This window comes from Pseudenhygromyxa sp. WMMC2535 (assembly GCF_011083025.2).
On sequence record NZ_JABJWV010000001.1, the window covers coordinates 1726842 to 1752980 of the forward strand.

19 protein-coding genes are annotated in these 26139 nt (G+C 70.1%); 9 read left to right on the forward strand and 10 right to left on the reverse strand.

What is annotated here, in order from left to right; all coding sequences use genetic code 11:
- Positions 1-1866 carry a DUF4157 domain-containing protein gene (locus tag G6O69_RS06505; protein WP_172302660.1) on the forward strand — a complete coding sequence of 622 codons (1866 nt, stop codon included), beginning with the start codon at positions 1-3 and terminating at the stop codon, positions 1864-1866.
- 75 nt (positions 1867-1941) lie between these two features.
- On the opposite strand, the gene G6O69_RS06510 is transcribed toward G6O69_RS06505, so the two are convergent.
- The gene (locus tag G6O69_RS06510) at positions 1942-3420 is read right to left on the reverse strand and encodes a hypothetical protein (RefSeq protein WP_172302661.1); all 1479 of its coding nucleotides are present in this window, start codon (positions 3418-3420) and stop codon (positions 1942-1944) included.
- Between the two features lie 423 nt (positions 3421-3843).
- Between G6O69_RS06510 and erpA the strand changes: the two genes are divergently transcribed.
- The 6 genes from erpA to G6O69_RS06540 all read left to right on the forward strand — a co-directional run bounded on the left by erpA (position 3844) and on the right by G6O69_RS06540 (position 10890).
- Positions 3844-4176, forward strand: a complete 333-nt coding sequence (erpA, locus tag G6O69_RS06515; protein WP_172308152.1) for an iron-sulfur cluster insertion protein ErpA — start codon at positions 3844-3846, stop codon at positions 4174-4176.
- Between the two features lie 16 nt (positions 4177-4192).
- Positions 4193-4804, forward strand: coding sequence for a CoA pyrophosphatase (locus tag G6O69_RS06520; protein WP_172302662.1), 612 nt, complete (start codon positions 4193-4195; stop codon positions 4802-4804).
- A 142-nt stretch (positions 4805-4946) separates the two neighbouring features.
- Positions 4947-6317, forward strand: coding sequence for a threonine synthase (thrC, locus tag G6O69_RS06525; RefSeq protein ID WP_172302663.1), 1371 nt, complete (start codon positions 4947-4949; stop codon positions 6315-6317).
- A gap of 512 nt (positions 6318-6829) precedes the next feature.
- A complete protein-coding gene (locus G6O69_RS06530) occupies positions 6830-7012 on the forward strand; it encodes a hypothetical protein (protein ID WP_176396671.1) in 183 nt (60 codons plus the stop codon).
- On the forward strand, positions 7009-9507 hold the full coding sequence (locus tag G6O69_RS06535) for a serine/threonine-protein kinase (protein ID WP_172302664.1): 2499 nt from the start codon (positions 7009-7011) through the stop codon (positions 9505-9507). The genes G6O69_RS06530 and G6O69_RS06535 overlap by 4 nt, the downstream gene beginning before the upstream one ends.
- A gap of 48 nt (positions 9508-9555) precedes the next feature.
- The gene (locus tag G6O69_RS06540; RefSeq protein WP_176396672.1) at positions 9556-10890 is read left to right on the forward strand and encodes a hypothetical protein; all 1335 of its coding nucleotides are present in this window, start codon (positions 9556-9558) and stop codon (positions 10888-10890) included.
- Here G6O69_RS06540 and msrA read toward each other — a convergent pair.
- The 3 genes from msrA to G6O69_RS06555 form a co-directional block, all read right to left on the reverse strand.
- Entirely contained in the window at positions 10880-11539 is a 660-nt protein-coding gene (msrA, locus tag G6O69_RS06545) for a peptide-methionine (S)-S-oxide reductase MsrA (protein WP_217909784.1), read from the reverse strand. The two genes, G6O69_RS06540 and msrA, sit on opposite strands and share 11 nt — an antisense overlap.
- A gap of 143 nt (positions 11540-11682) precedes the next feature.
- Positions 11683-13296 carry a carboxylesterase family protein gene (locus tag G6O69_RS06550; RefSeq protein ID WP_217909785.1) on the reverse strand — a complete coding sequence of 538 codons (1614 nt, stop codon included), beginning with the start codon at positions 13294-13296 and terminating at the stop codon, positions 11683-11685.
- 38 nt (positions 13297-13334) lie between these two features.
- Complete coding sequence (locus G6O69_RS06555; protein ID WP_172302667.1) at positions 13335-15197, reverse strand: SulP family inorganic anion transporter; 1863 nt, start codon at positions 15195-15197, stop codon at positions 13335-13337.
- Between the two features lie 379 nt (positions 15198-15576).
- Between G6O69_RS06555 and G6O69_RS06560 the strand changes: the two genes are divergently transcribed.
- Entirely contained in the window at positions 15577-16317 is a 741-nt protein-coding gene (locus G6O69_RS06560) for an STAS/SEC14 domain-containing protein (protein WP_172302668.1), read from the forward strand.
- 16 nt (positions 16318-16333) lie between these two features.
- Here G6O69_RS06560 and G6O69_RS06565 read toward each other — a convergent pair whose 3' ends face one another.
- From G6O69_RS06565 to G6O69_RS06585, 5 genes are all read right to left on the reverse strand, one after another.
- On the reverse strand, positions 16334-18220 hold the full coding sequence (locus tag G6O69_RS06565) for a M20/M25/M40 family metallo-hydrolase (protein WP_172302669.1): 1887 nt from the start codon (positions 18218-18220) through the stop codon (positions 16334-16336).
- 109 nt (positions 18221-18329) lie between these two features.
- Entirely contained in the window at positions 18330-18956 is a 627-nt protein-coding gene (locus G6O69_RS06570) for a hypothetical protein (RefSeq protein ID WP_172302670.1), read from the reverse strand.
- A gap of 131 nt (positions 18957-19087) precedes the next feature.
- The gene (locus G6O69_RS06575) at positions 19088-20257 is read right to left on the reverse strand and encodes a methanobactin export MATE transporter MbnM (RefSeq protein ID WP_255215718.1); all 1170 of its coding nucleotides are present in this window, start codon (positions 20255-20257) and stop codon (positions 19088-19090) included.
- A 13-nt stretch (positions 20258-20270) separates the two neighbouring features.
- Positions 20271-21203 (reverse strand): MbnP family copper-binding protein, encoded by a 933-nt coding sequence (locus G6O69_RS06580; RefSeq protein WP_172302671.1) that lies wholly within the window; start codon positions 21201-21203, stop codon positions 20271-20273.
- Between the two features lie 117 nt (positions 21204-21320).
- Positions 21321-23801: a helicase-related protein gene (locus G6O69_RS06585; protein ID WP_217909786.1), complete on the reverse strand. Its 2481-nt coding sequence runs from the start codon at positions 23799-23801 to the stop codon at positions 21321-21323.
- Between the two features lie 134 nt (positions 23802-23935).
- Here G6O69_RS06585 and G6O69_RS06590 point away from each other — a divergent pair, with 134 nt between their 5' ends.
- On the forward strand, positions 23936-24829 hold the full coding sequence (locus G6O69_RS06590) for a hypothetical protein (RefSeq protein ID WP_172302672.1): 894 nt from the start codon (positions 23936-23938) through the stop codon (positions 24827-24829).
- 105 nt (positions 24830-24934) lie between these two features.
- Here the strand turns inward: G6O69_RS06590 and G6O69_RS06595 are convergent, their stop codons facing one another.
- Complete coding sequence (locus G6O69_RS06595; protein WP_172302673.1) at positions 24935-25864, reverse strand: hypothetical protein; 930 nt, start codon at positions 25862-25864, stop codon at positions 24935-24937.
- Positions 25865-26139: the final 275 nt, after the last annotated feature.

A 26139-nucleotide genomic window follows, 5' to 3' on the forward strand; every position in this document is an offset into this window, starting at 1 on the left:
ATGCCCCGAGCGCTTCACCAACACGACACTGATAAGCACAGCGCCAAGCCCGACGTCCGAGAGCCCGCGCCAGCGGGCGATGGCGAGCTCCAGGCACTCGCCGACGCCAGCCCCCGCGTCGCCTCCCTCCACGCGCTCCAGCGCCTCGCCGACGCCAGCCCCCGCGTCGCCTCCCTCCACGCGCTCCAGCGCCTCGCCGATCGCAGGGGGCCCGCCCCCACCGACCCCAAGCGCCAGCAAGCCATCGCCCGCGCAGGCGTGCTCGGACCGGGAACTCCCTACCCTCACCGCGACACGATCCAGGCCGCCTTTGGTCGCCACCGCATCGACGGCGTGGTCGCGCACACCGATCACCTGGCCCGGAGCGCCTCCTCGCAGCTCGAAGCCCGCGGCTACGCCATCGGCGAACACGTGGGCTTTGCGAGCGAGCGCCCCGACCTGTTCGCGGCCACCCACGAGGCCGTGCACTACGTCCAAAAGCAGCGCGGCGGCGTCGGCTCGCCAGCGGCCGCGGGCGGCGAGGGAGACCCCCACGAGCGCCAGGCCAACGCCCTCGCCCGCGACGTGGTCGAAGGCTACAGCGTCGAGCGGGCCCTCGATCGCACGCCCGCGGGCAGCCGCGCCGGCGATGGCGGCGACAGCGTTCAGCGCCTCGGCGAGGTCGAGGCCCTGAACAACACCAAGGGCCTCTCGATCCGCACCGCCAACCGCCGGGCCTCTGTCACCGCGACCAGCGGTGAGGTCTACGCCAAGTTCGAGTTCATCATCCACTCACTTTGGCAAAACGAGGGCTTCCTCGACACGATCCTGGCTGCGATCCGCCGCGCTCATCCCAACCTCACCAGCGACGCCGACGCAACGAATTGGGGCAAAGCAAACAACATGCACCTCAACCGCTTCGTCGCCGAGGAGCTCAAGGCCGCGCGCTGCCTGAGCTACGCCCAGGTCGTCGCCTCGCGCATCATCCAGTCGACTCAAAACCAGTGGGTCTACGTCGTGGGCGTGGACTATACGGCGGGCTTTGGCGCCGACCACGGGTGGGTGGTGACCAGCCCCAACCAGCTGCGCCGCGGCGAGAACAATCACCTCTCCAACGACTACACCCAAGCCGAGCTCGACGACATCATGATCGCCGACGCCTGGGACAGCTTCAAGGCCATGAGCCTCGGTCGCTACCTCCGCGCGCAGCACAATTACTTCGGAGCGGACGTGCGCACCGATCAGGTCAAGATCATCGAGTCCGGCCAGGCGCTCGGGGCCCAGGCCTTTGCGCAGCGCTTCCCCCAAACTCTGATCCGCTCGATCAAGAACGCGGCCTCGAGCACGCTGCGCGAGCACAAACGAGACAATAGGAACAGCTACGACGGCGACAAGGAGTACGCCAGCAAGGACAAGGTCGTCTGGGACTTCGCGCGCGACAAGAGCCACGTCAACCTCGAGCACGACGACGCCGCGCGGCTGTGGTCCTACGCCAACAACCTGGGCCGCGGCAACCGCAATCGCGCCTATCTAGCCTGGGCCGGTGACGCTCGCGGCCGACGCATGGATTGGCAACACGAGCATGCCCGCGCGGCCTTTCACTACCTGATCACCACAAACGCGCTCGCGCAGCAGGCCCGGCAGCTGATCACCGATCTCGACCACACGAGCCCGCTGCCGGCGAGCATCGACGGCAACGACCTGTGGCGCTACGTCCAACAAGAGCGGCTCACCGGCTCGCAGACCCAAACGCAGCAGCGCCGCCAGGCTCTCGTGCGCGCCATGAGCACCCAGCAGCACCGCGAGATGCAAGCGCGAGCCGGGCGGAAGACCTTCACGCGCGAGGTCTTCCCCTTGCTGACGCAGACGCAGCAGCAAGCGCTGTGAGCCCCGCACAAAAACCCGGATGACAAAAAGGGCCGCGGCATCGACCGCGACCCTCTTGGGCTCGAGCCAGGGCTCCTAGCCGCCCTTCTTCTTGTCCTCGTTGTAGGCCTTGAGGAAGGCCTCGGCGTCCTCGACCTCGGCGGTCTTCTCGACGTCCTTTTTCATGTTGTCGAGGTCGACGTCGACCTTGGTGAAGCGGGCGAGCATCTGGAAGAGCGCGTTGCGGGTCGCCGGCGCCGGCGGGCGGGCGTCGTCGCCCGGGGTGCCGCGGTTGATGCCCTCGGGGATGCGCAGGAGCACGCAGTCGACGGCCTCGGAGATCAGCTTGTCCTCGTTGGGGACCTCGGCCGCGAGCCCCGAGAGGATCGCCTTGTCGTCGCCGAAGTCGGTGATCATCCCGTCCAGGGCCATGCGCGAGGCGCAAAAGGCATAGTCGGCGTCGTGCTTGTCGGGGACCTGGCCGTCCTCGAAGTCGCCGCCGGCGGCCGACAAGGTCGCGAAGTCGGAGAACACCTGGCGGTAGATCAGCGAGCGCAGGTAGGCCTCCTTGAGGGCGTTGCCCTTGAGCTTGGGGCTGAAGACCATGATCATCTCCTGGTAGCCGCCGCCGAGGTCCTCGCGGTAGACACCAAAGCCGAGCTCGGCGTCGAGCTCGACGCCCTTGGCCTCCTCGGGGATCGCGTCCGAGCCCTGGATGGCCCAGCGCGCGTGGGTGTTGCCGCGGAACTCCTCCTGATCGCGGAGCTCGGCCAGGTTGGTGAGCATCTTGAACAGCTCGTCGTCCTCGTCGATCTCCTTGGCCCAGGCCGCGAAGACCGGGTCGTGGGCCGTGGTCCAGGTGATCGACTCGGGCTCCTTCATGTCGAACTGCTTGCGCAGGCTACGGAGCACCGACTTGAAGGGCTGGTCGTAGGCGACGATCCGCCGGGCGTAGAGCTTGACGCCCATCCACGTGCTCCAGATCTCGTCCTTGCGCCCGATGTAGTCGGCCTTCATCTCCTCGGCCGCGGTCTTGAGCTCGCCGCCGAGCTTGGCGATGGCCGCGTCGGCGGCGTCCGAGGCGAAGAAGTCGAGCAGGCGCAGGTCGGCGTAGACCTGGGGGATCATGTCGCGCTGCTCCACGCCGAAGCTGTTCTTGATCTTGTTGAGCTGCTCCGAAAAGTAGAGCTCGCTGTCGTTGCGCACGGCGAAGGCGTCGGCCTCGGCCACGCCGCGGATGATCGCCTTGGCCTTGTCTCCCTCGGACAGCCCGTCTTTGACCACCACGATGGCCAGCGCGCCGGGGTTCTCGATGGCGTAGTTGCGGTCCTCGGCGTCGACGTCGCCAACCTTGACATCGGGCAGCCCGTCGGCGGCGTAGATCGGGCTCAACACGGCCTCGAGCGCGTCCCGAGTCGGGTCTGCCGGGATCTTCTCCACCTCGTCGGCGGGGTTGCCGTCTTGCGGGGCGGTGCTGTCGAATTCCATCTGCCGGCGCATCCGCTCCTCCCGGCTTTCACAAGCGCTGAGGGTCAGCACGGCCAGGGCGAGCGCGATCGAGCTGCTTCGTTGCATGAGGTTTTCTCGTCTCTCGAAGTACCGAGGTCTACACACGACCCTTGCTGCGGGCCGGGCGGCCTCACCCTAGGCGGACGCCGACGGCGCTGTCAAACCATAAAATCCCATCAAAACATCGTTTAGAAGGCTATTTGAGCGGTCTGCCAGCTATCTTGGCGCCCCAGAGCGCGCGCGGACATCGAGCTCAGCGCCCCAACCGCAACCTCACCCACCGTGACATGAACGTTGGGTTAGAACCCCGTTCACGCCCGCTCTAGCCCAATGGAGAGGTTGACCCTTGTGCGCAGCCCGACCATGCTCTCAATAACCTCCCGTGCACGTGAACGTGTGCTTGGGAGCGTCGAGGAAGCCATGTCCGAGATGACCACCGAAGCCTCCGCACCCGCCACTGACAACGCCTCCACCGCTGCGGATCCGCTGATGGCCGGCGCCCTCAACATGACCACCGTCGCCGCCGAGAAGGTCGTCGAGATCCGCAAGGCCGAGGACATCGAGGACAGCTACGCCCTGCGCGTGAAGGTCATGGGGGGCGGCTGCGCCGGCTTCCAGTACGACCTCTACTTCGACGAGCAGGTCGAGGGCGACAACGTGTTCGAGTCCAGCGGCGTCAAGCTGGTCTGCGACCAGATGAGCTTCATGTACCTGATGGGCACGACCATCGACTACGTCGAGGGCCTCCAGGGCGCGGGCTTCAAGTTCGACAACCCCAACACCACGGGCAGCTGCGGCTGCGGCAGCAGCTTCTCCGTCTAGCAGCGGTCATCGCCCCGTGAAGCCTGGCCCCGAGCGCCCTGCGCTCCTGCCCCCCGACCTGGGCCTGCGCCTCGACGGGACCCACGACGTCCTCGAGGAGCCCGGCGCGCTGCGCTTCGCGGCGGTCATCGGCCTGCTCCTCGATAACGGCCGCGCGCCCGGGATGGACCCGAGCCTGGTGCTGATCGAGCGCTCGAGCGCGCTGCGTCAGCACGCCGGGCAGCTGGCCTTCCCGGGCGGCAAGCCCGAGCCCAGCGACCGCGACCTCCTCGACACCGCCCTGCGCGAGGCCGAAGAAGAGGTCGCGCTCCAGCGCGAGCAGGTCGACGTGCTCGGCCGGCTCAGCCCCGTGCCCACGCCCACGGGCTACATGATCATCCCCTTCGTCGGCCGCGTGCGCGGGCCGTGGCAGCCGCGCCGCGCCAGCCCCGAGGTCGCCCGGGTGCTCACCCCCTCGCTGAGCCAGCTCATGGACCCCGGCGTCTACGTCAACGCCGGCCAGGTCGAGTGGCGCGGGCAGAGCTACGAGCGCCACGAGTACCGCATCGCCGAGCCCCCGCTGTGGGGGGCCACGGCGCGCATGGTCTGGGACCTGCTCGAGCGCATCCGCGGGCCGCTGCCGGGCTGAGCCGCCAGCGACGAGCCCGCTTCGAGGCGCTTGCGCGGGGAGGCGCCTGCGCGGGCCTGCGCGCGCGACAACCCCTGCTCCAGGGCAGCCCGCGGGCGGGCTCTACGCCCCCACCCTCGACATGCGGTAAGAATCGAAGCCCATGCCTCACCGCGCCTGGTTCTCCTGCGTCGCCGGCTGCGCCGGCCAGCACTCGCTGACCGAGATCATCTACCGCTGCCCCAGCTGCGGCGGGCTGCTCGAGGTCCGCCACGACGAGCAGGCCCTGCGCAGCCGCTCGCCCGCCGCGTGGATGCGCCTGTTCGACGAGCGCTACCTGCGAAACGCCTGGCCCTACGGCAGCGGCGTGTGGGGCAAGAAGGAGTGGGTCCAGCCGCAGATCGCCGACGCCAACGTGGTCTCGCTCTTCGAGGGCGGCAGCAACTTGTTTTGGGCCGAGCGCTACGGCCAGCAGCTCGGCCTGCGCGACCTGTGGATCAAGCAGTGCGGGACCAGCCACACCGGCTCGTTCAAGGACCTCGGCATGACCGTGCTGGTCTCGACGGTCAAGCAGATGCGCGCCGAGGGTCAGCCGATCCGCGCGATCGCCTGCGCGTCCACGGGCGACACCTCGGCGGCGCTCGCGGCCTACGGCGCCGCCGCCGGCATCCCCGTGGTCGTGCTCTTGCCCGCCGACAAGATCAGCGCCGCCCAGCTCGTCCAGCCCATCGCCAACGGGGCGATCGTCTGTAGCCTCGACACGGACTTCGACGGGTGCATGAAGGTCGTCCAGCGCCTGACCGACACCACCGCGGGGGCCACCGGCATCTACCTCGCCAACTCCATGAACTCGCTGCGCGTCGAGGGCCAAAAGACCATCGCCTTCGAGATCGTCCAGCAGTTCGACTGGGAGGTCCCCGACTGGATCCTGGTCCCCGGCGGCAACCTCGGCAACGTCTCGGCGATCGCCAAGGGCTTCATGGAGATGCAGCGCCTCGGGCTGATCAGCGAGCCGCCGCGCCTGGTCTGCTGCCAGGCCGAGCACGCCAACCCGCTCTACCGGGCCTACGAGCGCGCCCGCGCCGAGGGCCGCGACCTGCGTGAACAGGACTTCGAGGCCGTGACCGCCAAGCCGACCCTGGCCTCGGCGATCCAGATCGGCAACCCGGTCAGCCTGCCCAAGGCCGTGCGCGCCCTGGTCGAGACCCGCGGCATGGTGCTCCAGGCCAGCGAAGCGCAGCTCGCCAACGCCAGCGCCCGCGCCGACCGGACCGGGCTGTTCTCTTGCCCGCACACCGGCGTGGCCCTGGCCTGTCTCGAGCAGCTCGTCGAGCGCAAGGAGATCGGACCCGACGACCGCACCGTGCTGATCTCCACGGCCCACGGCCTGAAGTTCACCGAGTTCAAGGCCGGCTACCACCGCGGCGAGCTCGGCTTCGACAGCCGCTACGCGAACACCCCCGTGGACATGCCCGGAGACCCCGAGGGGGCGATCTCGGCGATCCAGCGGGCCCTGGATCAGCAGGGGATCTGAGCCGCCCGCGCGGTGGGCAGACCGCGGGCTTGGCCCGCGCCCCATCGCCGCATCACCTCATCGGGGTGAGCAGCTCAAATAACGAACGGGGTGGTCGGGCGACCAATGGTCATGAGTCATGGCCACCCCGAGGCTTCGCTATGTCACCACCCGTCTGGCGGTGCGCGGCCGCGCGGAGCCACCACCGAAAGCTCGCCATGCTTGGTCAGATATCCCTCACGGTCATCGCCGGAGCGCTCGTCCTCGGGCTCGTCATCTGGATTCGAAACCTCCGCGCGTCGCGACCGAGATCGAAAAAGACGCCACTACAACCCCGCGCCGGGGGTCCTGATCACGAGCCCAGGACGGAGATCCTCTGGCGCGATGATCCCCCCGCGCACGCGCCGGCGTGGCCGCCCGCCCAGCTACCTGCGTCCCAGCCCGCGCCCACCCCAGCCACCCAGGTGCTGATGCGGCCCGAGCCCGCCCCCAGACCGGCGCCCGCAGCCAAGCCCGACGCCACGCCGATCCCAGTGACCGAGTACATCAGCCGCGACGAGGTCCTCGGCCTGCCCCGCCCGGCAGCCACCGACGACTCGGCGCCGACGACCATGTTCTCTCGCGAAGACTTCGCGCCCACCGCCCCCACCAAGGCACGAGCGACCCCGGCCTGGCCCCATGGCCCTCTGCCAGCAAAGAGCGAGGAGACACGATGACCGACCCATCGCCCGAGCAACCCACACAGACCGAAGAGCCGACCTGCCAGATGACCACCCCCGCGATGATCGGGCGCGTCATCGATGGCCGCTACCGCGTCATCTCCCACCTCAGCGACGGCGGGATGGGCTCGGTCTATATCGCCGAGCACATCCAGCTCAGCCGCCAGGTCGCGGTCAAGACCCTGCGGGCCGACGTCGCCGACGTCGAGACGGCGGCCAAGCGCTTCGAGCGAGAGGCGCGGGCCGCCTCGGAGATCGACCACCCCAACGTCGTCCAGGTCCTCGACTTCGGTCGCCTCGAGGAGGGCGACTTCTACTACGTCATGGAGCTGCTCCAGGGCCGCGACTTCAGCAAGCTCCTGCGCGAGTCGGGCCGCCTGCCCTGGGACCGGGTCCGCAAGCTCACCCGCCAGCTGGTCAAGGCGCTGGCGGCCGCGCACAGCCACGGGATCATCCACCGCGACATCAAGCCAGCCAACTGCTTCTTGCTCGACCACCGGCCGGGGCTCGAGCGGGATCACGTCAAGGTCCTCGACTTCGGCATCGCCAAGCGCGAGGACCCGGGCGGCTCGCAGGAGCTGACCCAGGACAGCCAGGTGATCGGCACGGCGGCCTATATGGCCCCCGAGCAGGTCCTGACCGGCAAGACCGACCCGCGCTCGGACATCTACTCCCTGGGCGTGGTCATCTACGAGCTGCTCACGGGTCAGCCGCCCTTCCGCGGCGACAGCCCGATGCAGACCATCAACCATCACATCAACACCATGCCGCCGCCCATGCGTGGCTTCGCCCCCGAGCTGCCCATCGAGGCCGAGGCCTTCGTGATGCGCATGCTGACCAAGAACCCCGATGACCGCTTTCAGTCGATGGCGGACATCGAGGCGGTGCTCGAGCACATCTCCGACGTCACCGCGCCGGCGACCTTGACCGGGCTGAGGATCGACGCCAACACGATGGCGACCGAGCTCACGACCACGGGGCGGACCCAGGTGGGCGCGCCCGCGAGCTCGCGCCGGCTGCCCGCGCTCATGGGCCTGTTGCTCTTGCTGGGCGTGGGCGGCTGGGTCGCCTCGCTGATCATCGAAGCCAGAAACGAGCGCGCCCGCCTGAGCGAGTCCAAGGCCTCGTCCGCCGCGCCGGAGGCCGAGCCCGAGCACAACCTCCCGCCCGCCGCGACGACCAACCCCTTCGTGCCCAACTGGCTCGACGGCGGGAGAGCGCTCGCGCCCGCGGGCAAGTCCCGCTGCGAGCTCTCCCCGCTGCCGCCGCGCGCCTGGACCGAGGAGCCCGGCAGCATGACCGGCAAGATCCGCGGCGAGAAGAAGGCCGTCCCCGAGGCCCAGGTCTGCGCCTGGCTCGTCGAAGAGGACGCGCCGATCGAGCTCACCAGCGCGCCGCGCTGCACGCTCACCAACGAGAAGGGGCAGTACGAGCTCTCCGGGCTGTCCCCCGGCAACTACGAGCTGAGCACCTCCGCCACCGGCTACCTGCCCCAGTACAAATTGCCGGTCTGCGTGTGGCCCGGCGAGAAGACCCGAGAGGTCGACGCCAGCTTGGAAGAGGGCGGCGTCGAGATCCGCGGCCGCGTCCGCGGCATGCAAGACGAGGCCATCCCGGGCGCGCTCGTGACGATCATCAACGGCGCGCGCAGCTTGGCGCTCTCCGACGCCCAGGGCCGCTTCTCCATGTGGGTCGAGGCGGGTCCCCTGCAGCTGATGGCCTGGGCCAGCGGCTACACCCACGGCACCTACGCGGGCGAGGCCCCCGAGGACATCTTCGACCTCCAGCTCGAGCCCGAGGCCGTGATCGCCGGCGCCGTCGTGATGGAGGGCTCGGGAGAGGTGGTCGCTGGCGCCAGGATCGAAGCTTCCTACGAGGATGGCTCCGACGCGGGGACCGGCGTGCTCCTCTCCTCCTACACCGATGAAGAGGGCAAGTTTCGCATCTCGGGGCTCAAGCCGGGGGTGTCCTGGATCCGCGCGATCACGCCCGAGCTCCCCGAGAAGCTGCTCAGCCTGGAGCTCCAGCCCGGGGTGGTCCCCGACGCCATCATCGAGCTCCAGACCCTCGACGAGGACGAGACCGAGACCGGCCTCGAGTTCGAGACCGAGACCGGCCTCGAGTTCGAGACCGAGACCGGCCTCGAGACGCTCCTCCTCGAGGTCGAGACGGGCCTCGAGTTCGAGACAGAGACCGAGACGGGCGGCGAGGCCGACGGCGACGCTGCCGAGGCGAGCGTCGAGGTCCTCGAGCCCCAGGTCTCCGTCGCGTTCATCGCCGGGCGGCTCAAGTGGGCCGAGGTTCGAGTCTCTGGCCAGCGAAAAGGCATCGCCGAGCCCAGAAAGCTCGTGACCCTCCCAGTGGGTGAGCACCGCATCCAGTATCGACAAAATGGCGCGTGGAAAGACGTTGGCACAATCCAGCTCGAGCCAGGAAAATCATATGAAGCCAGACTCAGCAAGAACAGCATCAAGCTCAGCGAGAGGGATTGAGCACATGAACGATCCGCTCTGGGCCAATCACCGTCACTGGGGGCCGCGATGATCCACAGTCTACTCACTTCGCTCTTGCTGATGAGTCCGCCGGCCCAAGCCGAAGCCGAGCGAGACGACGAGGCGAGCCTCGAGTCCGAGCGCGACGACGCGGCCAATCTCGACGCCGAGACCGAGACCGAGACCGAGACCGAGACCGAGACCGAGACTCTCGATGAAGATGAGATCCTCGACGAGGACGCGGCCACCAACGCGGCCGCTCCCGCCGACGCGACCAGCGAAGAGATGACCTACCCTCGCGCGATCGAGGCGCTGCGCCAGGGCATCGAGCTCGGGGATCAGCGACCCAAGGAGGCGATCCCCTTCCTCGAGCAGGCCCTGGCCCAACTCCCCCAGTTCACGCCAGCGCTGGCCGCCGACCCCGAGGTCCTCGCCCTGCGCGCCGAGGCCTACGTGAGCCTCGCGCGGGCCTACCTCACGGCCCGCGACAAGGCCATGGCGCGGGCGGCCCTCGACGAGGGGCTCCGCTCCGCGCCTTGGGATCACACCCTGCCCGCGGAGCGCTACGGGCCCAAGGTCGAGCGCCTGTGGAGAGAGCGGATCAAGGCCGCCAACGCCCTCCCGCGACAGGACGTCCTGGTCAAGTGCTGGGTGGACTGCCGCGTCTATCTCAACGAGCGGCCGGTCGCGGCCAGCGAGCGGGTCGAGCAGACCGAGCCGCCCGCGCTCTCACTCGACGACGACAGCAACGACAGCGACGACGGCGACGACGGCGACCTGGGCGACGAAGACTACGCCGCCCAGGTCCGACTCGGCACCCTGACCGGGGGCAGCTATCGGCTCTGGATCGAGGCCGTCGATGGCTCGGCCGAGCCGCTGATCACCGACTTCTCCCCCCCGGAGGCCGAGGGCGAGGCGCTGGAATTCATCTTCGCCACCAAGCCAGCGCCCATCTCGACGGACGCCCCGGCCCCCGTGGTCGAGCCACCTGCGCCCGCACCCGCACCTGCCCCTGTCGTCCCCGTCGTGCCCGTCGCCCCCGAACCGGCGCGACAAAAGCGGCTGCTCCCCCTCCCCGCCGAGATCAGCGCCATGCTCGTGGGCGCGGGGCTGATCGCCAGCGGGGCGGTGCTCTTCACCATGAGCGGAAAATGTGCCAACGACGCGGCGAGCAAGGACATCGTGCCCACAGACGGGCCCGACCTATGCCCCTCGCTGTGGACCACGAGCACGGCCGGCCTCGCCCTGGTGGGCGCCGGCGCGGGCGTCTTCTCCGCGGGCACGGTCCTCCTCGCCGTCGACGAGGCGCGCACCGGCAAGCAGCGCACCGGAAAGGAGCGCAGCGCGGCGCGGGTCACCCTCGGCTGGCAGTTTAGATTTTGAGCCCCGTGGGGCAGGCGACGCCCGTCCCGCCGAGCCCGCAGTAGCCGCCGGGGTTCTTGCCCAGGTACTGCTGGTGATCCGCCTCGGCGTAGTAGTAGGCCGGGGCCTCGCGGAGCTCCGTGGTGATCTCGAGCTCCCGTCCAGCCGCGCGCAAGGCCGCCTGATAGGCCTCCCGCGACGCCCGGGCCACGGCCAGCTGCTGCGGCCCGTGGGCGTAGATCGCCGAGCGATACTGCGTGCCCACGTCGTTGCCCTGGCGCATGCCCTGGGTGGGGTCGTGGCCCTCCCAGAACACGGCGAGCACGCGCTCGAAGGGCAGCGCCTTGGGATCGAAGGCCACGCGGACGACCTCCGTGTGGCCGGTCTGCCCGCTGCACACCTCGCGGTAGGTGGGGTGCGGGGTGTGGCCGCCGGCGTAGCCCACGGAGGTCGAGTAGACCCCGGGGGTCTGCCAAAATTTTCGCTCGGCGCCCCAAAAGCAGCCCATGCCCAGGTCGACGAGCTCGAGGCCCTCGGGGAAGGGCGGGACGATGCGCGCGCCGCTGACGAAGTGAAGCTCGGGGATCCCAAAGGCTGGGGCGTCGCGGCCAGGGAGGGCGTCCTCGGCGGTGACCATCTTCAGCTTGCGGGGATCGAGGAGGCGGAACATCGCCGGCAGCATAGCGGACGCCGCGGCCATTTCACGCTGGCCGCAGGTCCCCGCCTCCCCTCGCGCCCTCCCCGGGGCCCGCCCGCACCCGACTCGCCCCGCTCGGGCCGCCAGGAGCCGCGCTGCGTTTCACCACCGGGCTCCTAGGAGCCTCGAGACGCAGCGGGCGCCTCGGAGCTCGCCCCGGGGCCGATCACGACGCCGTGCCAGGCCTCGAGCTTGTCGCCGTCGGGATTTTTAGCGACCTCGTCGGTCTTGTCGAAGAGGTAGACCTGGCGCGAGTCGAGCTCGTAGCGCGGCCACCCGGAGCCGGGCTCGCCGGTGCGCGTGAAGCTGGCCCAGTGCCCGCGCATGCGCTTGGCGAGGGCGAGGCGCTTGCCCGTCTGCGGCCCGCCGCGAGCGAGGGTCGCCCGCAAGCTCGTGCCCGGCCACAGCATCAGCAGGTCGATGCCATGGCAGGCGCCAAACAGGGGGTGAGAATAGTCGAAGCGGTAGTACCAGGTCGGGTTGCCCTGCGAGGCGTGGCGCTCGGCGAAGGTCCTGGTCGGGATCGCAAAGGCCAGGTCGGTGGCCAGGTCCCGGCGCCCGCGCTTGGTCCTGGGGTAGGCCGCGAGCACGCGCTCGGCGTCTTCGGCCGAGAGGCGCTGCTCGAGCACGGCCTCGAGGGCCGGCCAGCCCAGCGGCAGGATGTCCATGCGCGCGAGCTCGAATAGCCGCGACTCCTCCCGGGTCGCGCCGGCGATCAGCGGGACCGGGGCGTGGCGCTGCTCGAGGGCCTCGGGCAGCGAGGCAGGCAGCAGGTCTCCATCGAACCACGGCGCCGCGGCGATCCCCCCAGCCTCGAGCTTGTCGACCTGACCGTGGGCGAGCAGCAAGCTGCGCACGTCGAGGCCGCGCAGCTGCTCGAGGGCCGCCTCGCCGCTGCCCGAGATCCCGAGCTGCTCGAGGTGGCGGCGGGCGAGGCCCGTGGACTTGGCGCGGTCGTGGATCAAGCTGATCGCGCCGCTTTGCATGATCGCGCCGTGAAAGAGCGGCCAGGCCCGCTCGCAGATCATCAGCAGCGAGACCGCCATGGATCCGGCCGACTCACCGGCGATGGTCACCTGGCCAGGATCCCCCCCGAAGGCCGCGATATTGTCCCGAACCCACTCGAGGGCCGCGATCATGTCGCGCAGGCCGAGGTTGGAGGGCAGCTGCGGCAGGTCGAGGGCGTCCTCGAAATTGACGAAGCCGAGCGCCCCCAGGCGGTAGTTGATGCTGACCACGACGACGTCGCCGCTGCGCGCGAGCGCGGCCCCGTCATAGATGTCGGCCGAGCCGAGGGTGAAGGCGCCGCCGTGGATCCAAAAGAACACCGGCCGCGGGCGCTCGGGCTCACCCTCGGGGGCCCAGACATTGATCCCCAGGCAGCGGGCCTCGTCGTAGCCTGGCGCCTGGTACTGCGCGTTCTTGGGCTTGTGACCAAAGATCTGCGGACACTGCGGGCCAAAGGCGTCGGCCTTGCGCACGCCCTGCCAGGGCGCGGGAGGCTCGGGCGCGGCGAAGCGCTCGGCCTGGGCGTAGGGGATGCCCAGCCAGCGACGCACGCCCTCGACGCGCGCTCCTTCGACCTCGCCTGCGGTGGTTTCTACGATCGGGCCGCTCACGCGGTGACAATAGCCGATGTCACGCTCAGCGGACACCTGTGTCCACATAGAGTCATCCCGCACGGCCACGCCCACGCCCGCGACGGCGGCTGTGGCCGCCGGCTTCGACACCAGCGGCCCTCGCGGCGGCCGTGGCCGACGGGGGGCGCTCAGGCGCTGGCGCTGGCGATGCGCATCGAGGCCGTCGAGACCTCGCGCTTGGGCATCAGGCGCCGGCGGTGTGCCCTCGCCTCGATCTCGCCGATCGCCCGGAGCAGGGCCTCGTCGAAGCTTTCGAAGCGGCAGTCCGGAGGCACGCTCTGGAGCTCGTCGAGGTCCTCGAAGACCCGCTTGGTCTCCTCTTCGAGGGCGACGACGACGACCAGCAGGCCCTCGCGGTGCGCCGCCGCGACGAGGTCGGCGAGGGCGTAGGCGCCGGACAGATCCACGCTGTCGAGGGCGCCGCAGTCGACCAGCAGCACGTCCTTGCCCTGGAGCTGCTGGACGGCGTCCTGTAGCCACGACACCGCGCCGAAGAAGAGCGGCCCGTGCGGGCGCAGCAGCTCGAGGCGCTCGCGGACCGAGGCTCGCAGCGCGCGAGCGCAGGCCTCGCTGTCCTCGACGTCCACGCCGTGCTCGGCGACGATCGCCCGCAGGTCGTCGAGCTCGTAGCGCTCCAAGAAGCGGTCGATGGCCACGTCGCGCTGGCGAGCGATGACCTCGGCCTGCTCGTCGAGGGCGTGCTCGTAGCGGTCCGCGCTGTCCTTGACGAAGCGGAAGAAGGCGACCGCCAGGCCCAGGGCCATGGCCGAGAGCAGGTCCCAGCCCACGGTCGCGGCGACGACCAGACCAAAGGCGAGCTTGTCGGAGCGCGGCAGGGCACGGACGACCGGGAGCACGCGCAGGTCGACGATGTCCCAGCCAGCCTTGATCAGGATCGCGGCCAGGGCGGGCATGGGGATGTAGCTGGCGAGCGGGCCGAGGCCGAGGGCCAGAGCCAGCAGCACCAGGCCCATGACGATGGTCGCCAGCCGGGTCTTGGCCCCGCTGTTGACGCTGACCACACAGGGCATGGTGTTGGTCGCGCTGCCGATGCCACCAAAGAGGCCCGAGGCGACGTTGGCCGCGCCCTGGGCGACCAGCTCGCGGTCGCTGTTGTGCCGCGTGGAGGTCAGGTTGTCGACGATCAGCGCGGTCAGCAGGCTGTCGAACACGCACAGCGCGGCGAGGGTCGCCGCGGGCACGAGGGCGCGATTGAAGAGCGAGGGATCCGGGACGTGGAGGCTGGGCAGGCCCGTGGGCACCGGGCTGATCATCGGCGCGTCGATGCCGGGCATCGCGGCCGCGCCCACGCCGACCACCAGGCCGATCAGCGGCGCGGGCAGCCACGCGATCTTCACCCAGCGCGACCACGCCAAGGTCGCGGCCAGGGCCAGGCCACCGACGACGGCGGCGTCGGTGTTCATGTCGTGGACCAGCGAGGGGATCTCGGCGAAGGCGTCACCGATGCTCGACGCCGAGCCGATGCCGAAGAAGGGGTTGATCTGCAAGATGATGTAGATCAGCCCCAGCCCCGTCATGAAGCCCGAGACCACGGGGTAAGGCGTGTAGCGGATGAAGCGGCCGAGCTTGAGGGCGCCCAGGGCGATCAGCATCAGGCCGGCGAGGATCACCGCGGTCGTGGCCAGAGCCAGATCCGGCTTGCCATCGGCCGTGGGATAGAGGGCCAGGATCGCCAGCAGCTGAATTGTCATCGGGCCGGTCGGACCACCCACGGACCAGCGAAAGCCGCTGAGGGGACCGGCGACCAACCCGGCGGCGATCGCCGCCCACAAGCCCGCGCTCGCGCCCAGCCCCGAGGCCTCTCCAAAGGCCAGGGCCATGGGCAAGATCACCATCGCAACCGTCAGCCCGGCGAGGATGTCCCCGCGGACGTTGGTGTGGAGATCGCGCAGGTTTTCGATGAAGTTGAAGTCGGCGAAGTAGGCCCGAAGGGCCGAGCCTCGCGTCGACCTTTCGTCGGGCGCTGCCATGCCGGCCTCAGAAGCGGGCGACGATGGCCCAGGCGACCAGAAGAATGAGAGTAAATGAACCCATGGTGGAAATCCTTTTCGTGTAACGCGGCAACCCGCCGCGCTCGTGCCATCCAAGCGTTGCAGCTGGCGTGCCGCATTCCGCCCCAGAAAAACTCAAAAACCCCGACTACTTGCAAAGTACGGTGTTTACGCAGGCAAGAGCGCCACTCGATGACTGTCCAGGATCTCCTCGCGGCGACGCGAAGCGAGGAGATTCTCCTCGCCCGAGATCGACCCAACCGTCCCCGGCGAGACATGGCGAGGGATCTGCGCTCGGTCTGCCTCTTTGTGCAGACTCTGCGTCGGGTCGGGTGGGGTGGGTTGCTATACCCGCAGCATGCTCGAGTTGATTGAAGACCTTCCTGATGGCGTGGTCGGCGTGAAAGCCGTGGGGACCGTGACCCGCGAGGATTACATCCAGGTCCTCGAGCCGCTCATGGACACGGCCCGCCGCGAGGGCCACAAGGTCCGCCTGCTCTACTACTTCGGCCCGGAGTTCGAGCGCTTCAGCGCCGGCGGAGCCTGGGAGGACGCGCGCATGGCTCCGAGCAGCCTGCGCCTCATGGAGGGCTGCGCGGTGGTCTCCGACGTCCACTGGATCCGCGAGTCCGTGAACTTCGCCCGGCTGCTGATGCCCTGCCCGATGCGCGTGTTCGCCAGCGACGACCGCGACCAGGCCGCGGCCTGGCTGGCCGAGCTGCCCCAGAGCGGAGGCCTCACCCGGCGCCTGCTCACCGACATCGGGGTGCTGGTCGTCGAGCCCCAAGGCCCGCTGCGCGCCACGGACTTCGACCACCTCGCGCTGCTCGTGGATCCGTGGATCGAGAGCGAGGGCGAGCTCAACGGCCTGGTGATCCACGCCGAGCACTTCCCCGGCTGGGAGAGCATCGGCGGCTTCATCCGCCACGCCAAGTTCCTGCGCGACCACCACCGCAAGATCGACCGGGTCGCCCTGGCCACCGACATCAAGCTCGCCGAGCTCGCGCCCCACCTCGCCGAGCACTTCGTCAAAGCCGAGATCCGCAGCTTTGGCTACGACGAGCTCGACGCGGCGGTCGCCTGGGCGGCCGAGGGCTGACGCGCAGGGCCTCGGCTCACTCGCCCGCGTCCGGGCCCGACTCCGGTCCAGCGACCTGCGCCCGCTCCTCGCGTCGGCGCAGGCGCTCGGTCTCGCCCGCGCTGCCAGACCAGTCCACCCCGAGCTCGAGGCGCTCGCCGCCGCGCTGAATCACCACTTGCTTGCGCGGGCCTCCGCGCTGGAGCGCGTCGGTGATCTCCCTGGCGCTGCCCACGGCCTCGCCCTCGATCTCGACGATGCGATCTTCGATGTCCATGCCCGCCGCGGCCCCGAGGCTGTCGCCCGTCAGCCCGGTGATCTGGTTGCCCTCGAGGGCCACGCCCAGGCGCCGCGGGGGCAAGGGCGCGCTGTTGTGGCGCTCGACGAGCGCGTCGGCCTCGGCCACGCCCCAGGCCGCGAAGGCCACGATCAGCGCCGAGCGCCGCTGGTAATCGTCGATGATCGCCGCGAAGCTGTCGTGCTGCGTGTGGTGAAAGTAGTCGTAGTCCGAGCGCCCGCGCTGCTCCCAGAAGAACGCGGGCACGCCGGCGTCGATGAAGGGCGCGCTGTCGCTGGGCTCGACGATCAACGACTCGGCCACGCGCAGGCGAAATTCCATGGCCTCGCCCTCGGGGTCCAAGGCGGCGCGGCGGCGCTCGAGGGCCGCGACCGGGGCGAAGACCTCGCGCATCTGCGGGAGCATCTCGGGGGTCACGGGCAGGCCGGAGATCGGGTTGGTGCCGTTGTCGTGGACGAAGACCGCCGAGATCCCCGCGAGGGCCTCGGCGTTGGCCTCGACCCAGGCCGTGGAGCCGAGCAGGCCCTGCTCCTCGCCGGTCCACAGCATCACGCGGATCGTGCGAGCCGGGCGCTCGCCCGTGGCCTCGCAGGCGGCGGCGATCAGCCGCGCGGCCTCCATGGCGGTGGCCACCCCCGTCGCGTTGTCCACGGCCCCCGCGGCCCCGTCCCAGGAGTCGAGGTGGCCGCCGATGATCACGACCTCCTCGGGGCGCTCGTCGCCGCGCAGCTCGGCGATCACGTTGTGCTGGGTCAGCGGGCCGTCGACGAAGTGGTTGTCGACGGCGAACTCGAGCTGCACGTACTCGCCGGCGGCGACGCGCTCGCTGAGCTCGTGGTGCTGATCCCCGCGCAGGCGGATCTCGACCTGGCGCGGGAGCGCGTCCCAGTCGATCCACGGCCTGCCCCAGGTGTGGATCAGCGTGTCTTCGGGGTCGCCCGCGGCGTAGACCAGGCCGGCGATCCCCGCCTTGTCCAGCGCCCGAGCGACGCGCTCACCGAGCTCTCCCTGCGGCAGCAGCGGCCGGCCCTCGACCCGCGGGACCAGGACCCAGGCGCCGCGCAGGTAGGGCTCGCGCTTGCGCAGCTCGGCGTCGCTTTGCGGGTAGAGCAGGGCCTGGCCGCGCACGGGCTCGCCCGTCCCCGGCGTCCAGGCCCAGGTCCCGAACTCGAGGGTCTGCCGCTCGGGGCGGATCATCGCGCCGCGGGCGGGGCCGCGCTCGAAGCCCACCGGCAGCTCGCCCCAGGCCTCGCGCCGCGCCTCGAGGCCCCAGTCGCGCAGCTGGCCCTGGGCCCACAGCTCGGCCTCGACCAGCCCGGCCGAGCCCGTCAGCCGCGCGCCGATGTCGACGGCGAGGACGCGGGCGTGATCCTCGACCTGGCTGTCGGCCTCGGCGAGGGCGACGATCTTCCGCAGCACGGGATCCTCGAAGAGGACGTCGAGGGCGAGCTCCGGGTCCTGTGCCGCCGGGCCCGCCGCGGCGTCTCGAGACCCTCGCGGCTCGACCGGCCCGTCCTCGCTGGACACCGCCCGCGGCTCCCCGCGGCAGCCGGCCAGGCCCGCCGACGCGAGACCGACGACCAGGCCGAGCGGCGCCACGGACAGGGTCCAGAGGCGCCGCTGCATCGAGCGTCGTGCGAGTGTCTGGGGCGCGAGCATCGGCGGTCGAGGGCTCGCCCGTGGCCGTGATGTGGCTCATCACCGTGGGCGGCCCGCCCATGATGACACGAGCCGCCTACTCCGGCGCGCCCAGATCCTGCTCGTCGTGGACCTCCACCGAGATCTCGTGGTGCCCATCTTCGGTCGGGGTCACCGTGACCACGATCTCCCCCTCGATCCCCTGCGCGCGCAGATCATCGACGATCTTCTGCTCGATCACCTCGGGCGAGTCTCCCGGCTCGATGCCGTGACCCGCCACGGGGTCCGGCGCGGGACCCATCCCCAGCTCGACGACGCTCAGCGCCGCCCCGTCGAGGACCGCGAACTGCTGGCTCAGCGCCGCCTCGAGCCCCTCACCGGGGAGCTCGGCGGCCCACAGCTCGATGCTCAGCGTGGTCAGCTCGTCGGCGTCGGCGTCAGCGTCGGCATCGGCGGCGACGCGCTGGACCTGGACGGCGGCCCTCTGCACGTCCTGCGCCTGGGCCTGGACGAAGTCGACGATCCCCTGGATGTCCGCGTCGGACAGCGCGGCCGCGGTGCTGAGCTCGTAGCTGACGCCCTGGACGTCCTCGGCGGCGCGCAGGAGCGGGTCCTCGGAATCGAGCTCTTCGCCGCCGGCGCAGGCGCCCAGCCCCGTCAGAGCGAAGAGCGCGGTCAGGGCCAAGGTGGTGGGGAGGAGGCGAAGTGAGCGTGCGTTGGGCATGACAGCCCGCTCTACGGGCTATCCCGCAGAGCGTGACCGCGGCGCGCGAAAAAATCTCCGCGGCGCATCTCGCCCACTCCCCATCACTCGACCCATCACTGAACCCATCACTGAACCCATCACTGAACCCATCACTGAAATGGATCCGAGAGCCGAGGATCCGTGACGAAGTCCTCGTCGGTCAGGCTCTCGAGGAAGGCGATCAGGTCGGCCTTCTGCTCGTCCGTGGCCTGGAAGCCCGAGACGAAGCCGCTCTTGTTGGGGTTCTCGCGGCCGTCGCCAGCGTTGGCCTCGCCCTCGGGGATCACCCGCCCGCCGGCGGCGTAGATCTCGATCACGTCCTCGAGGGTGGCCACGCTGCCGTCGTGCATGTAGGGCGCGGTCAGGGCGACGTTGCGCAGGCTCGGCGGGCGAAAGCGGCCCATGTCGCTGTCCTCGAAGGTGAACTCGTAGATCCCCCGGTTGCCCTCGGGGTAGCCGCCCTCACCGTCGATGTTGTACAGCCCGTTGTTCTGAAAGGACTGCTGGGTGAAGGTGGTGTTCTGATGCTTGACCGCCAAGGAGAAGTTGAAGCCTCCGTGGCAGTGGTGACACTCGAACACCTCGGAGAAGAACAGATCCGCCCCGCGCTTGGCCGACTCGCTGATCGCGTCCTCCTCGCCCGCGGTGAAGCGGTCGTAAGGTGAGCTCGCCGTGCTCATGGCACGCACGAAGCTGGCCAGGCCGCGGATCAAATTATCCCAGGTCACCGGCACCTCCGCCTCCGGGAAGGCGGCCTCGAAGAGCTCGAGATAGAAGGGATCCTCGGCGAAGCGCGCGAGCACCTCGTCCTCGTGGCCGGTGACCCCGAGCTCGACGGGGAACTCGCCAAAGAGCGGCACGCGGATCTGCTGCTCGATGGTGTCGAGGGTGGGGTTGGCCCAGGTCAGCTTGGTGGCGTAGGCCGTGTTGCCCAGGCCCATGGAGTTGCGCTCGAGGACCTCGCCGGTGGAGCCGGTAGGCAGCGCCAGGCCGTCGCTGAAGGCCAGCTCCTGGAAGTGGCAGCCGGCGCAGGCCTGGGTCTGGTTGGCCGAGAGCTGCTCGTCGTAGAAGAGATGGCGGCCGAGCTCGACCTTGGCCGCGGTCAGCGGGTTGTCCTCGGGGATCTGCGGATCCGGGAAGCTCTCCGGGGTCACCAGCAGCTCGTCGTAGATCGAGCCCTCGTCCTCGACGACGCAGGCCCCCGCGCAGACGAGAGCCGCGAGCGCGGCCCCCAGGCCTCGCCAGCGTGCGTTGCTCGTCGCGCGGGTCGCCATCGCCATGTCCGGGAGTCTACTACTCGACGTGGAAGAGCGCCTGGTCCGAGCAGTCGGACACGCAGGTCCCGGTTGTGAGATCGAGGCCCAGCTCGGTGAAGAGCGGCGTGCACTCCGGGTCGTCGACGCCGGACATGCAGCCCGGCGCGCCGCCGCCGTCAGTGGTCAGGTCGATGTTGGAGAGCAGCGCGCCGACGTCGAAGACCACCCGCTGGCTCGCGGGGTCGAAGTCCGCGAACTCGACGCTGAGCCGGTTCGAGCGCGCACAGGCGTCGCTCGGCGCCTCCTCGGACGCGCCGGACTCACAGCCGGTGCTGCCCTGGTGCCAAAACCACGCGTCGCCCTCGTCGCCGACGCGCAGGTCGACGCGCGCGAACTTGTAGCCGCTTTGCCAGGCCCAGAACATCGAGGCCACGTTCAGGGGCGAGGGCGCGAGGTCGACGTCGAGGTGGTTGTACTCGAAGGGCACACCGAGCACGAAGCGCAGGCCGACGTAGTCGCCCTCCGGGACGGTGCCGACGACGGTGTCGTTGATCTCCGTGGTCCCGGCATCAGCACAGGCGCTCGTCCCGTCCTCGAAGTCGAGCAGCGCGATGTTCTCGTACTGCCACAGGCCGTCTTGCTCGAGGGTCAGCGCCGTCGCGCTGCCCTCGGCGTCGAGCAGCTCGATCTCGGACACGAAGAAGCGCAGGTCCTGGATCTCCACGGCGCTCGCGGAGCTGCCGACGCCCTCGTAGGTGGTGCCGCAGGCAGCGGGCTCCCCCGCGACCGCGGCGGCGAAGCTCAGCTCGACCGCGCGCCCCTCTTCGCCGGTGTCGGTCTCACCAGCTTCGGTCTCACCGACGTCTTCATCTTCACCTTCGCTGCCGCCGTCGTCGGAGCAGGCGAGGGCCGAGAGGCAAAGCACGAGGGCGGGCAACGAGGTGCGAGGGGAGATCATGTTCATCTTCATGTCCGGTCGATCTAGAGAGTTCTGCGCGCGCGGGCCATGCGACGCCCTGTCCTGTGACAGATGGTCGCAGGCCAGCGGTGAGCGGCCGGTGAATTTTTGTTTCGAGCATCTCGACGCTCATCGCCTCCGCCTGCGCTTGGTCCTTGGGGAAGACGCTCGGCACTGAGGGTCGCGCGTCCACTCGAGGGTCGCCCGCGGATCACCATCGTCGGCTCGCCCCCCCTCCTCGACCCGCACGTAGCCGAGGGCCTCGAGCAACCCCGGCAGCTGATCCGCGCGCAGCCCAGTGAGGCTCGCCAGGCGCGGCGGCGCGACGAAGCGCCCCTCTCCCGCGTCTGCGAGCTGCGAGAGCTCGGCCGCGGCGCGCTCGAGGATATCTGCCCGGATCCCCCGCTCGCCGAACACCGGGAAGCCCACGGCAGTGTACGCGCCAGGGTCGACCTCGGGGTCCACGGCCAGGGAGACGGCGCCCGGCCGGGGGATCTCCACGCGCACGCCCGGGGGCAGGGCCGCCGAGCACAGCAGCGCCCGCTCGCGCAGGGCCGCCGGACGCGAGAGCTTGGGCACCCAGATCATCTTGGCCCCCACGCGCACGCCCATGCTCTCGAGCAGGCCGCGATCGCGGCCGCGGAGCTGGCGGAGCTGATCTCGAGCGGCCTCGCGGTGGATCGTGCCCAGGCCGCGCTCGAGCTGATAGACGAGACCGCGGGCGTCGCTCGACAGCCGGTCCACGGCCGGCCCGCGCAGCGGCCCGAGCAGTTGGTGCACGAAGTCCCGCGACCACGCGATCAGCCGGCGCTGGAGCCGAGCGCGGGCGCCCGCGCCGAGGTCCTCGGCGACCAGCAGCGCGACCTCGGGGCGCAGCAGCTCCGCGCCTCGGGTCAGCCGCGCGATCGGGCAGTCGTCCTCCTCGCGGTCGAGGATCTGCCCGCGATCGTCGAGGCCAAAGCGCGCGTGCTCGGCCGCGATCAGCCCCTCGATCCAGCCCTCGACGTCGCGCTGCGCCTCGACCCGCAGCGCGGCCTCGTCGGGGCGCAGCTCGAGCAGCTTGGCGAAGGGGCCGTCGGCCACGGCGGCGCGATCGATGCTCGAGCGCCGCGATCGCGCGCCGCCCTCGGCGCGCTTCGAGCTGCGCCCGCGCCGATGGCCCACGCTGGCCGCGGACCGAGCCTCGCGCTCGACGAAGCGCGCGACCAGGCGCTCGTGGAGCGCGTCGCTGAGCCGGTCCTCGAGCGCCCGGGTGCGCGCCTGCCAGCGCTCGGCGTCGATGATCCATCGGCGGTGATTGCTGACGTAGGTCCAGGTCCGCACGAAGGCGATCCGGGTCATCAGCGCGTGGATGTCCCCCTCGGTGTCGTCGACGCGATCGATGCGCTCGGCCATCCACCCCGGATCGATGCGCCCGCGCGGGCCGGCGAGCTGCTTGTAGATCTCGGCCAGCAAGCTGACGTGGCCGTCGAAGAGCAGCTTGCGAAAGTCGGGGATCTGGCAGACCTCCCACAGCAGCGCCACCGCCCGGCGACCGCGAGCCAGCGCCCGGATCTCGTCGAGGGCGGCCAGCTGGATCAGCGCCTCGAAGTCCTCGGCCCGGCGCACGAGCTCGAGCACCCGGCGCGGGGGCTTGCGGCGCAGCGACTCGAGCAGCGCGTCGACGGAGTCGAAGTCGAGCTCGCTGTTGCGCCAGATCACCCGGCGCTGCGGCGGGAAGCGCCCGAGCTCGATGGCCTCGACGACCTTGGGCGAGAGCTCGGGCAGCGGCGCGAGGGTGCAAAACTGGCCGTCGTTTTGGGCCCGCCCCGCTCGCCCGGCGATCTGCGCGAGCTCGGCGATCTCGAGCTCGCGGGTCTCGACCCCGTCGAACTTGCGCAGCGAGGCGAAGCAGACCATGTCGACGTCCATGTTCAGACCCATGCCGATGGCGTCGGTCGCGACCATGTAGTCGACCTCGCCGGCCTGGTAGAGCGCGACCTGAGCGTTGCGCGTGCGCGGCGAGAGGGCGCCGAGGACCACCGCCGCCCCGCCCCGCCGCCGACGCAGGCGCTCGGCCAGCTCGTAGACCTCGGCCGTGGAGAACGCGACGATCGCCGTGCGCGGCGGGAGGGCGCCCAGCGACAGGCTCCCGGCGCTGCGCAGCTGCGACAGCCGCGGGTGGCGGTGGACGTCGGCCGTGGGCACGAGCGCCTCGAGCACCGGGCGGATCGTGTCGGCGCCCATGAACCAGGTCTCGAGGCGGCCGCGGGCGTGGAGCAGGCGATCGCAAAACACGTGCCCGCGCTGGGCGTGGCCGGCGAGCTGGATCTCGTCGACGGCCAGGAAGTCGACCTCGCGGTCCATGGGCATCGACTCGACGGTGCACACCCAGTAGTCGGGGTGCGCGGGCACGCGCTTCTCCTCGCCGGTGACCAGGGCGACCCGCGACTCGCCGACGCGCGCGCTGACGCGATCGTAGATCTCGCGGGCGAGCAGGCGCAGGGGCAGGCCGATGATCCCGCTGCGGTGCTCGAGCATGCGCTCGACCGCGCGGTGGGTCTTGCCGGTGTTCGTGGGACCCAGCGCCGCCGTGATGCCCACGTAGGGCTTGGGTCCCGGGCCGAGCATGGGGCCTCAAACGTAGCAGCTGCGCACCCGAGAGCCAGGCGTGGCCACGCCCCGCGCCGCCGCGAGCGGCAGGCCCGTGAAATCTGCCCGAGCGCGGTGACACCCCCGCGGGCCGTCGGTGTTGCAGCAGGACCATGGCTCGACTCGAAGATTACTTTCGTGCGCTCCCCTCGACCCCGCCCCTCGCCCTGCGCCTCGCGGGCCACCTCGCCGCCGGCCTGGCCCTCGGCCTGAGCTCGGCCTGCGTCATCGACATCAGCGTCGACGACTGGGAGGCCTACGCGGCCTGCTACGACGACTATGAGGACTGCATGGAGGACGCCGAGGGCCCCGCGGAGTCCGAGACCTGCGAAGACCTGCTCGACGCCTGCGTCGAGGCCTGCGGCAAGGGAGGGAGCTCGGGCAACGCCGACGAGGCCGGCGCAGACGACGAAGACAGTGACGACAGCGAATCCAGCGGTGGCGAGGGCGAGAGCGGCGACGACGAAGGCGAGAGCGGCGACGACGAGGGTGAGCTCCCGCCCCATGCTGACGATGATGATGACACTGGCGACGACGAGGGTGAGCCCCCGCCCCACGCCGACACCGGCGAAGACACCGACACCGAAGGCGAGACCGAGGGCGAGGGCGACCCCGCTTGCTACGAGATCCACGCCGCTTGCATCGCCGAGGCCCAGACCCTCCAGGACATCGCGGCCTGCGAGGCCCTGCTCGACAACTGCACAAACCCCGAGCCCTGCGACGCCTGCGAGCCGAGCTGCCCGCAGGAGTCACTCGACGCCTGCGTGGACGGCTACGCCGCGTGTGCCGGCGAGGCGCTCTACCCCGAGGACATGGCGGCCTGCGCCGCGGACTTCGATCTTTGCGTGGGCGAGCTCGATCTCGAGCCGTGCATGTCCAGCTACGACCAGGACGTGGTCGACGCCTGCCTCGAGCAGCACGCGCTGTGCACGACCTGCGCCGACAGCCCCGAGGCCCTCGCCGCCTGCAAGGCCACCTTCGACAGCTGCCTCGAGAGCGGGCTCTGAGCGCGCAACTCAGGAGCCCAAAAATGAAGTCGGGTCGCCCTGGCGACAGCCAGACGCGACCCGACGATCACGAGTCGGAGACGACCCAAAGACTCGGCCGAAGACTCAGGCGCCGCAGGTCCACTTGCTCAGCGCCTTGGGCTCGCCATCGACGAGCTGCACGATGCGGTCTCCGTTGCCGCCGTCGAAGGTCACGCCCGTCCACAGCTCGGCCGTCTTGTCGCCGTCGAGATCGACGACCGCGCGCAGGCGGATGATGTCGCCCTTGCCCCGATCCCCCTTGTCGATCAGCACGATGTTGGCCAGGTCCCCGCCGGGGGCCATGAACAGGCCGCTGACGAGGTAGGCGCCGGGGTCCCCGGGGTTGTCGAGCACGGCCGACACGAACAGCTCCTCCTTGCCGTCGCCGTCGATGTCGACGCTGGCCTTTTGCTTGGGCAGGAAGTCGCCCTGGACGTTGCGGACCTTGGAGATCGCCTCCTGGATCGCCTTGGACTCGGCCTCCTCGAGGCGAGCGCCGCGGTCGCTCCAGGTCTCGGGGTCGATCTGGGTCAGGGTCGGGCCGACGGACTTGGGCCACACGGCCCAGTCGTAGCTCGCGCCCGAGCCGAGGGCCGCCACGGGGATGGCCCCCTCGTCGCCGCAGGTCGAGTTCTTGGTGCCGGCCTCGGTCTTCTCGAGCGCCTTCTTCCCGAAGCTGTCCTCCATGTAGACCTCGGAGCCCTCGGCGACCAGGGCCACACAGTCGGCGCCCGAGCTCAGCGCGCCCTTGTCCTTGTCGAAGCAGCCGATCGGCAGCAGCGCGCCGTCGACGGCGAAGACCGCCGCGCTGGTCTCGGGCGGCGTCGGCCCGGAGAGATCGAAGCGCGGCTCGGCGGGCGTCGGATCCGGCTCGGGCTCGGGCTCGGGCTCGGGCTCCGCCTTCTCTTCTGGCTGCTTCTCCTCGCCCTTGCAGGCCGTCAGGCCGAAGGTGGAGAGCGCGACGAGGGACGCCAGAGCGGCGCAGATTCGGGGAGCGCGTCGGGTGCGGATCATGGCGCCGGCAGTGTAAGCCGCGGGTCCGAGAGGTCGACTTTTTGGTGTGCTCGGCACCATCGAGTGCGAATCAGATTTCACATGCGTGACCATCTGACACACAATTTGGCGTTTAGGGCGCACCTTCCTCGCGTCTTCTGCGCCTAATTTTTGTGAATCACATTCAAGCGCTGTAATCAGCTTCAGAGTGATCTTTGAGTGGACTCGAGCCTGGTTAAAACAACGTTTAATCCATGTTGTGAACGTTATTCACATGTGACTTACAAGACGGGATG

Coding starts and splice junctions, on each gene's coding strand:
- G6O69_RS06585 (WP_217909786.1), bottom strand. CDS start 23,801: ATGCTCGGCCCGGGACCCAAGCCCTACGTGGGCATCACGGCGGCGCTG.
- G6O69_RS06510 (WP_172302661.1), bottom strand. CDS start 3,420: ATGCAACGAAGCAGCTCGATCGCGCTCGCCCTGGCCGTGCTGACCCTC.
- thrC (WP_172302663.1), top strand. CDS start 4,947: ATGCCTCACCGCGCCTGGTTCTCCTGCGTCGCCGGCTGCGCCGGCCAG.
- G6O69_RS06535 (WP_172302664.1), top strand. CDS start 7,009: ATGACCGACCCATCGCCCGAGCAACCCACACAGACCGAAGAGCCGACC.
- G6O69_RS06575 (WP_255215718.1), bottom strand. CDS start 20,257: ATGGCGATGGCGACCCGCGCGACGAGCAACGCACGCTGGCGAGGCCTG.
- G6O69_RS06590 (WP_172302672.1), top strand. CDS start 23,936: ATGGCTCGACTCGAAGATTACTTTCGTGCGCTCCCCTCGACCCCGCCC.
- G6O69_RS06555 (WP_172302667.1), bottom strand. CDS start 15,197: ATGGCAGCGCCCGACGAAAGGTCGACGCGAGGCTCGGCCCTTCGGGCC.
- G6O69_RS06565 (WP_172302669.1), bottom strand. CDS start 18,220: ATGCAGCGGCGCCTCTGGACCCTGTCCGTGGCGCCGCTCGGCCTGGTC.
- G6O69_RS06570 (WP_172302670.1), bottom strand. CDS start 18,956: ATGCCCAACGCACGCTCACTTCGCCTCCTCCCCACCACCTTGGCCCTG.
- G6O69_RS06595 (WP_172302673.1), bottom strand. CDS start 25,864: ATGATCCGCACCCGACGCGCTCCCCGAATCTGCGCCGCTCTGGCGTCC.
- G6O69_RS06580 (WP_172302671.1), bottom strand. CDS start 21,203: ATGAAGATGAACATGATCTCCCCTCGCACCTCGTTGCCCGCCCTCGTG.
- G6O69_RS06560 (WP_172302668.1), top strand. CDS start 15,577: ATGCTCGAGTTGATTGAAGACCTTCCTGATGGCGTGGTCGGCGTGAAA.
- G6O69_RS06505 (WP_172302660.1), top strand. CDS start 1: ATGCCCCGAGCGCTTCACCAACACGACACTGATAAGCACAGCGCCAAG.
- erpA (WP_172308152.1), top strand. CDS start 3,844: ATGGCCGGCGCCCTCAACATGACCACCGTCGCCGCCGAGAAGGTCGTC.
- msrA (WP_217909784.1), bottom strand. CDS start 11,539: ATGTTCCGCCTCCTCGATCCCCGCAAGCTGAAGATGGTCACCGCCGAG.
- G6O69_RS06540 (WP_176396672.1), top strand. CDS start 9,556: ATGATCCACAGTCTACTCACTTCGCTCTTGCTGATGAGTCCGCCGGCC.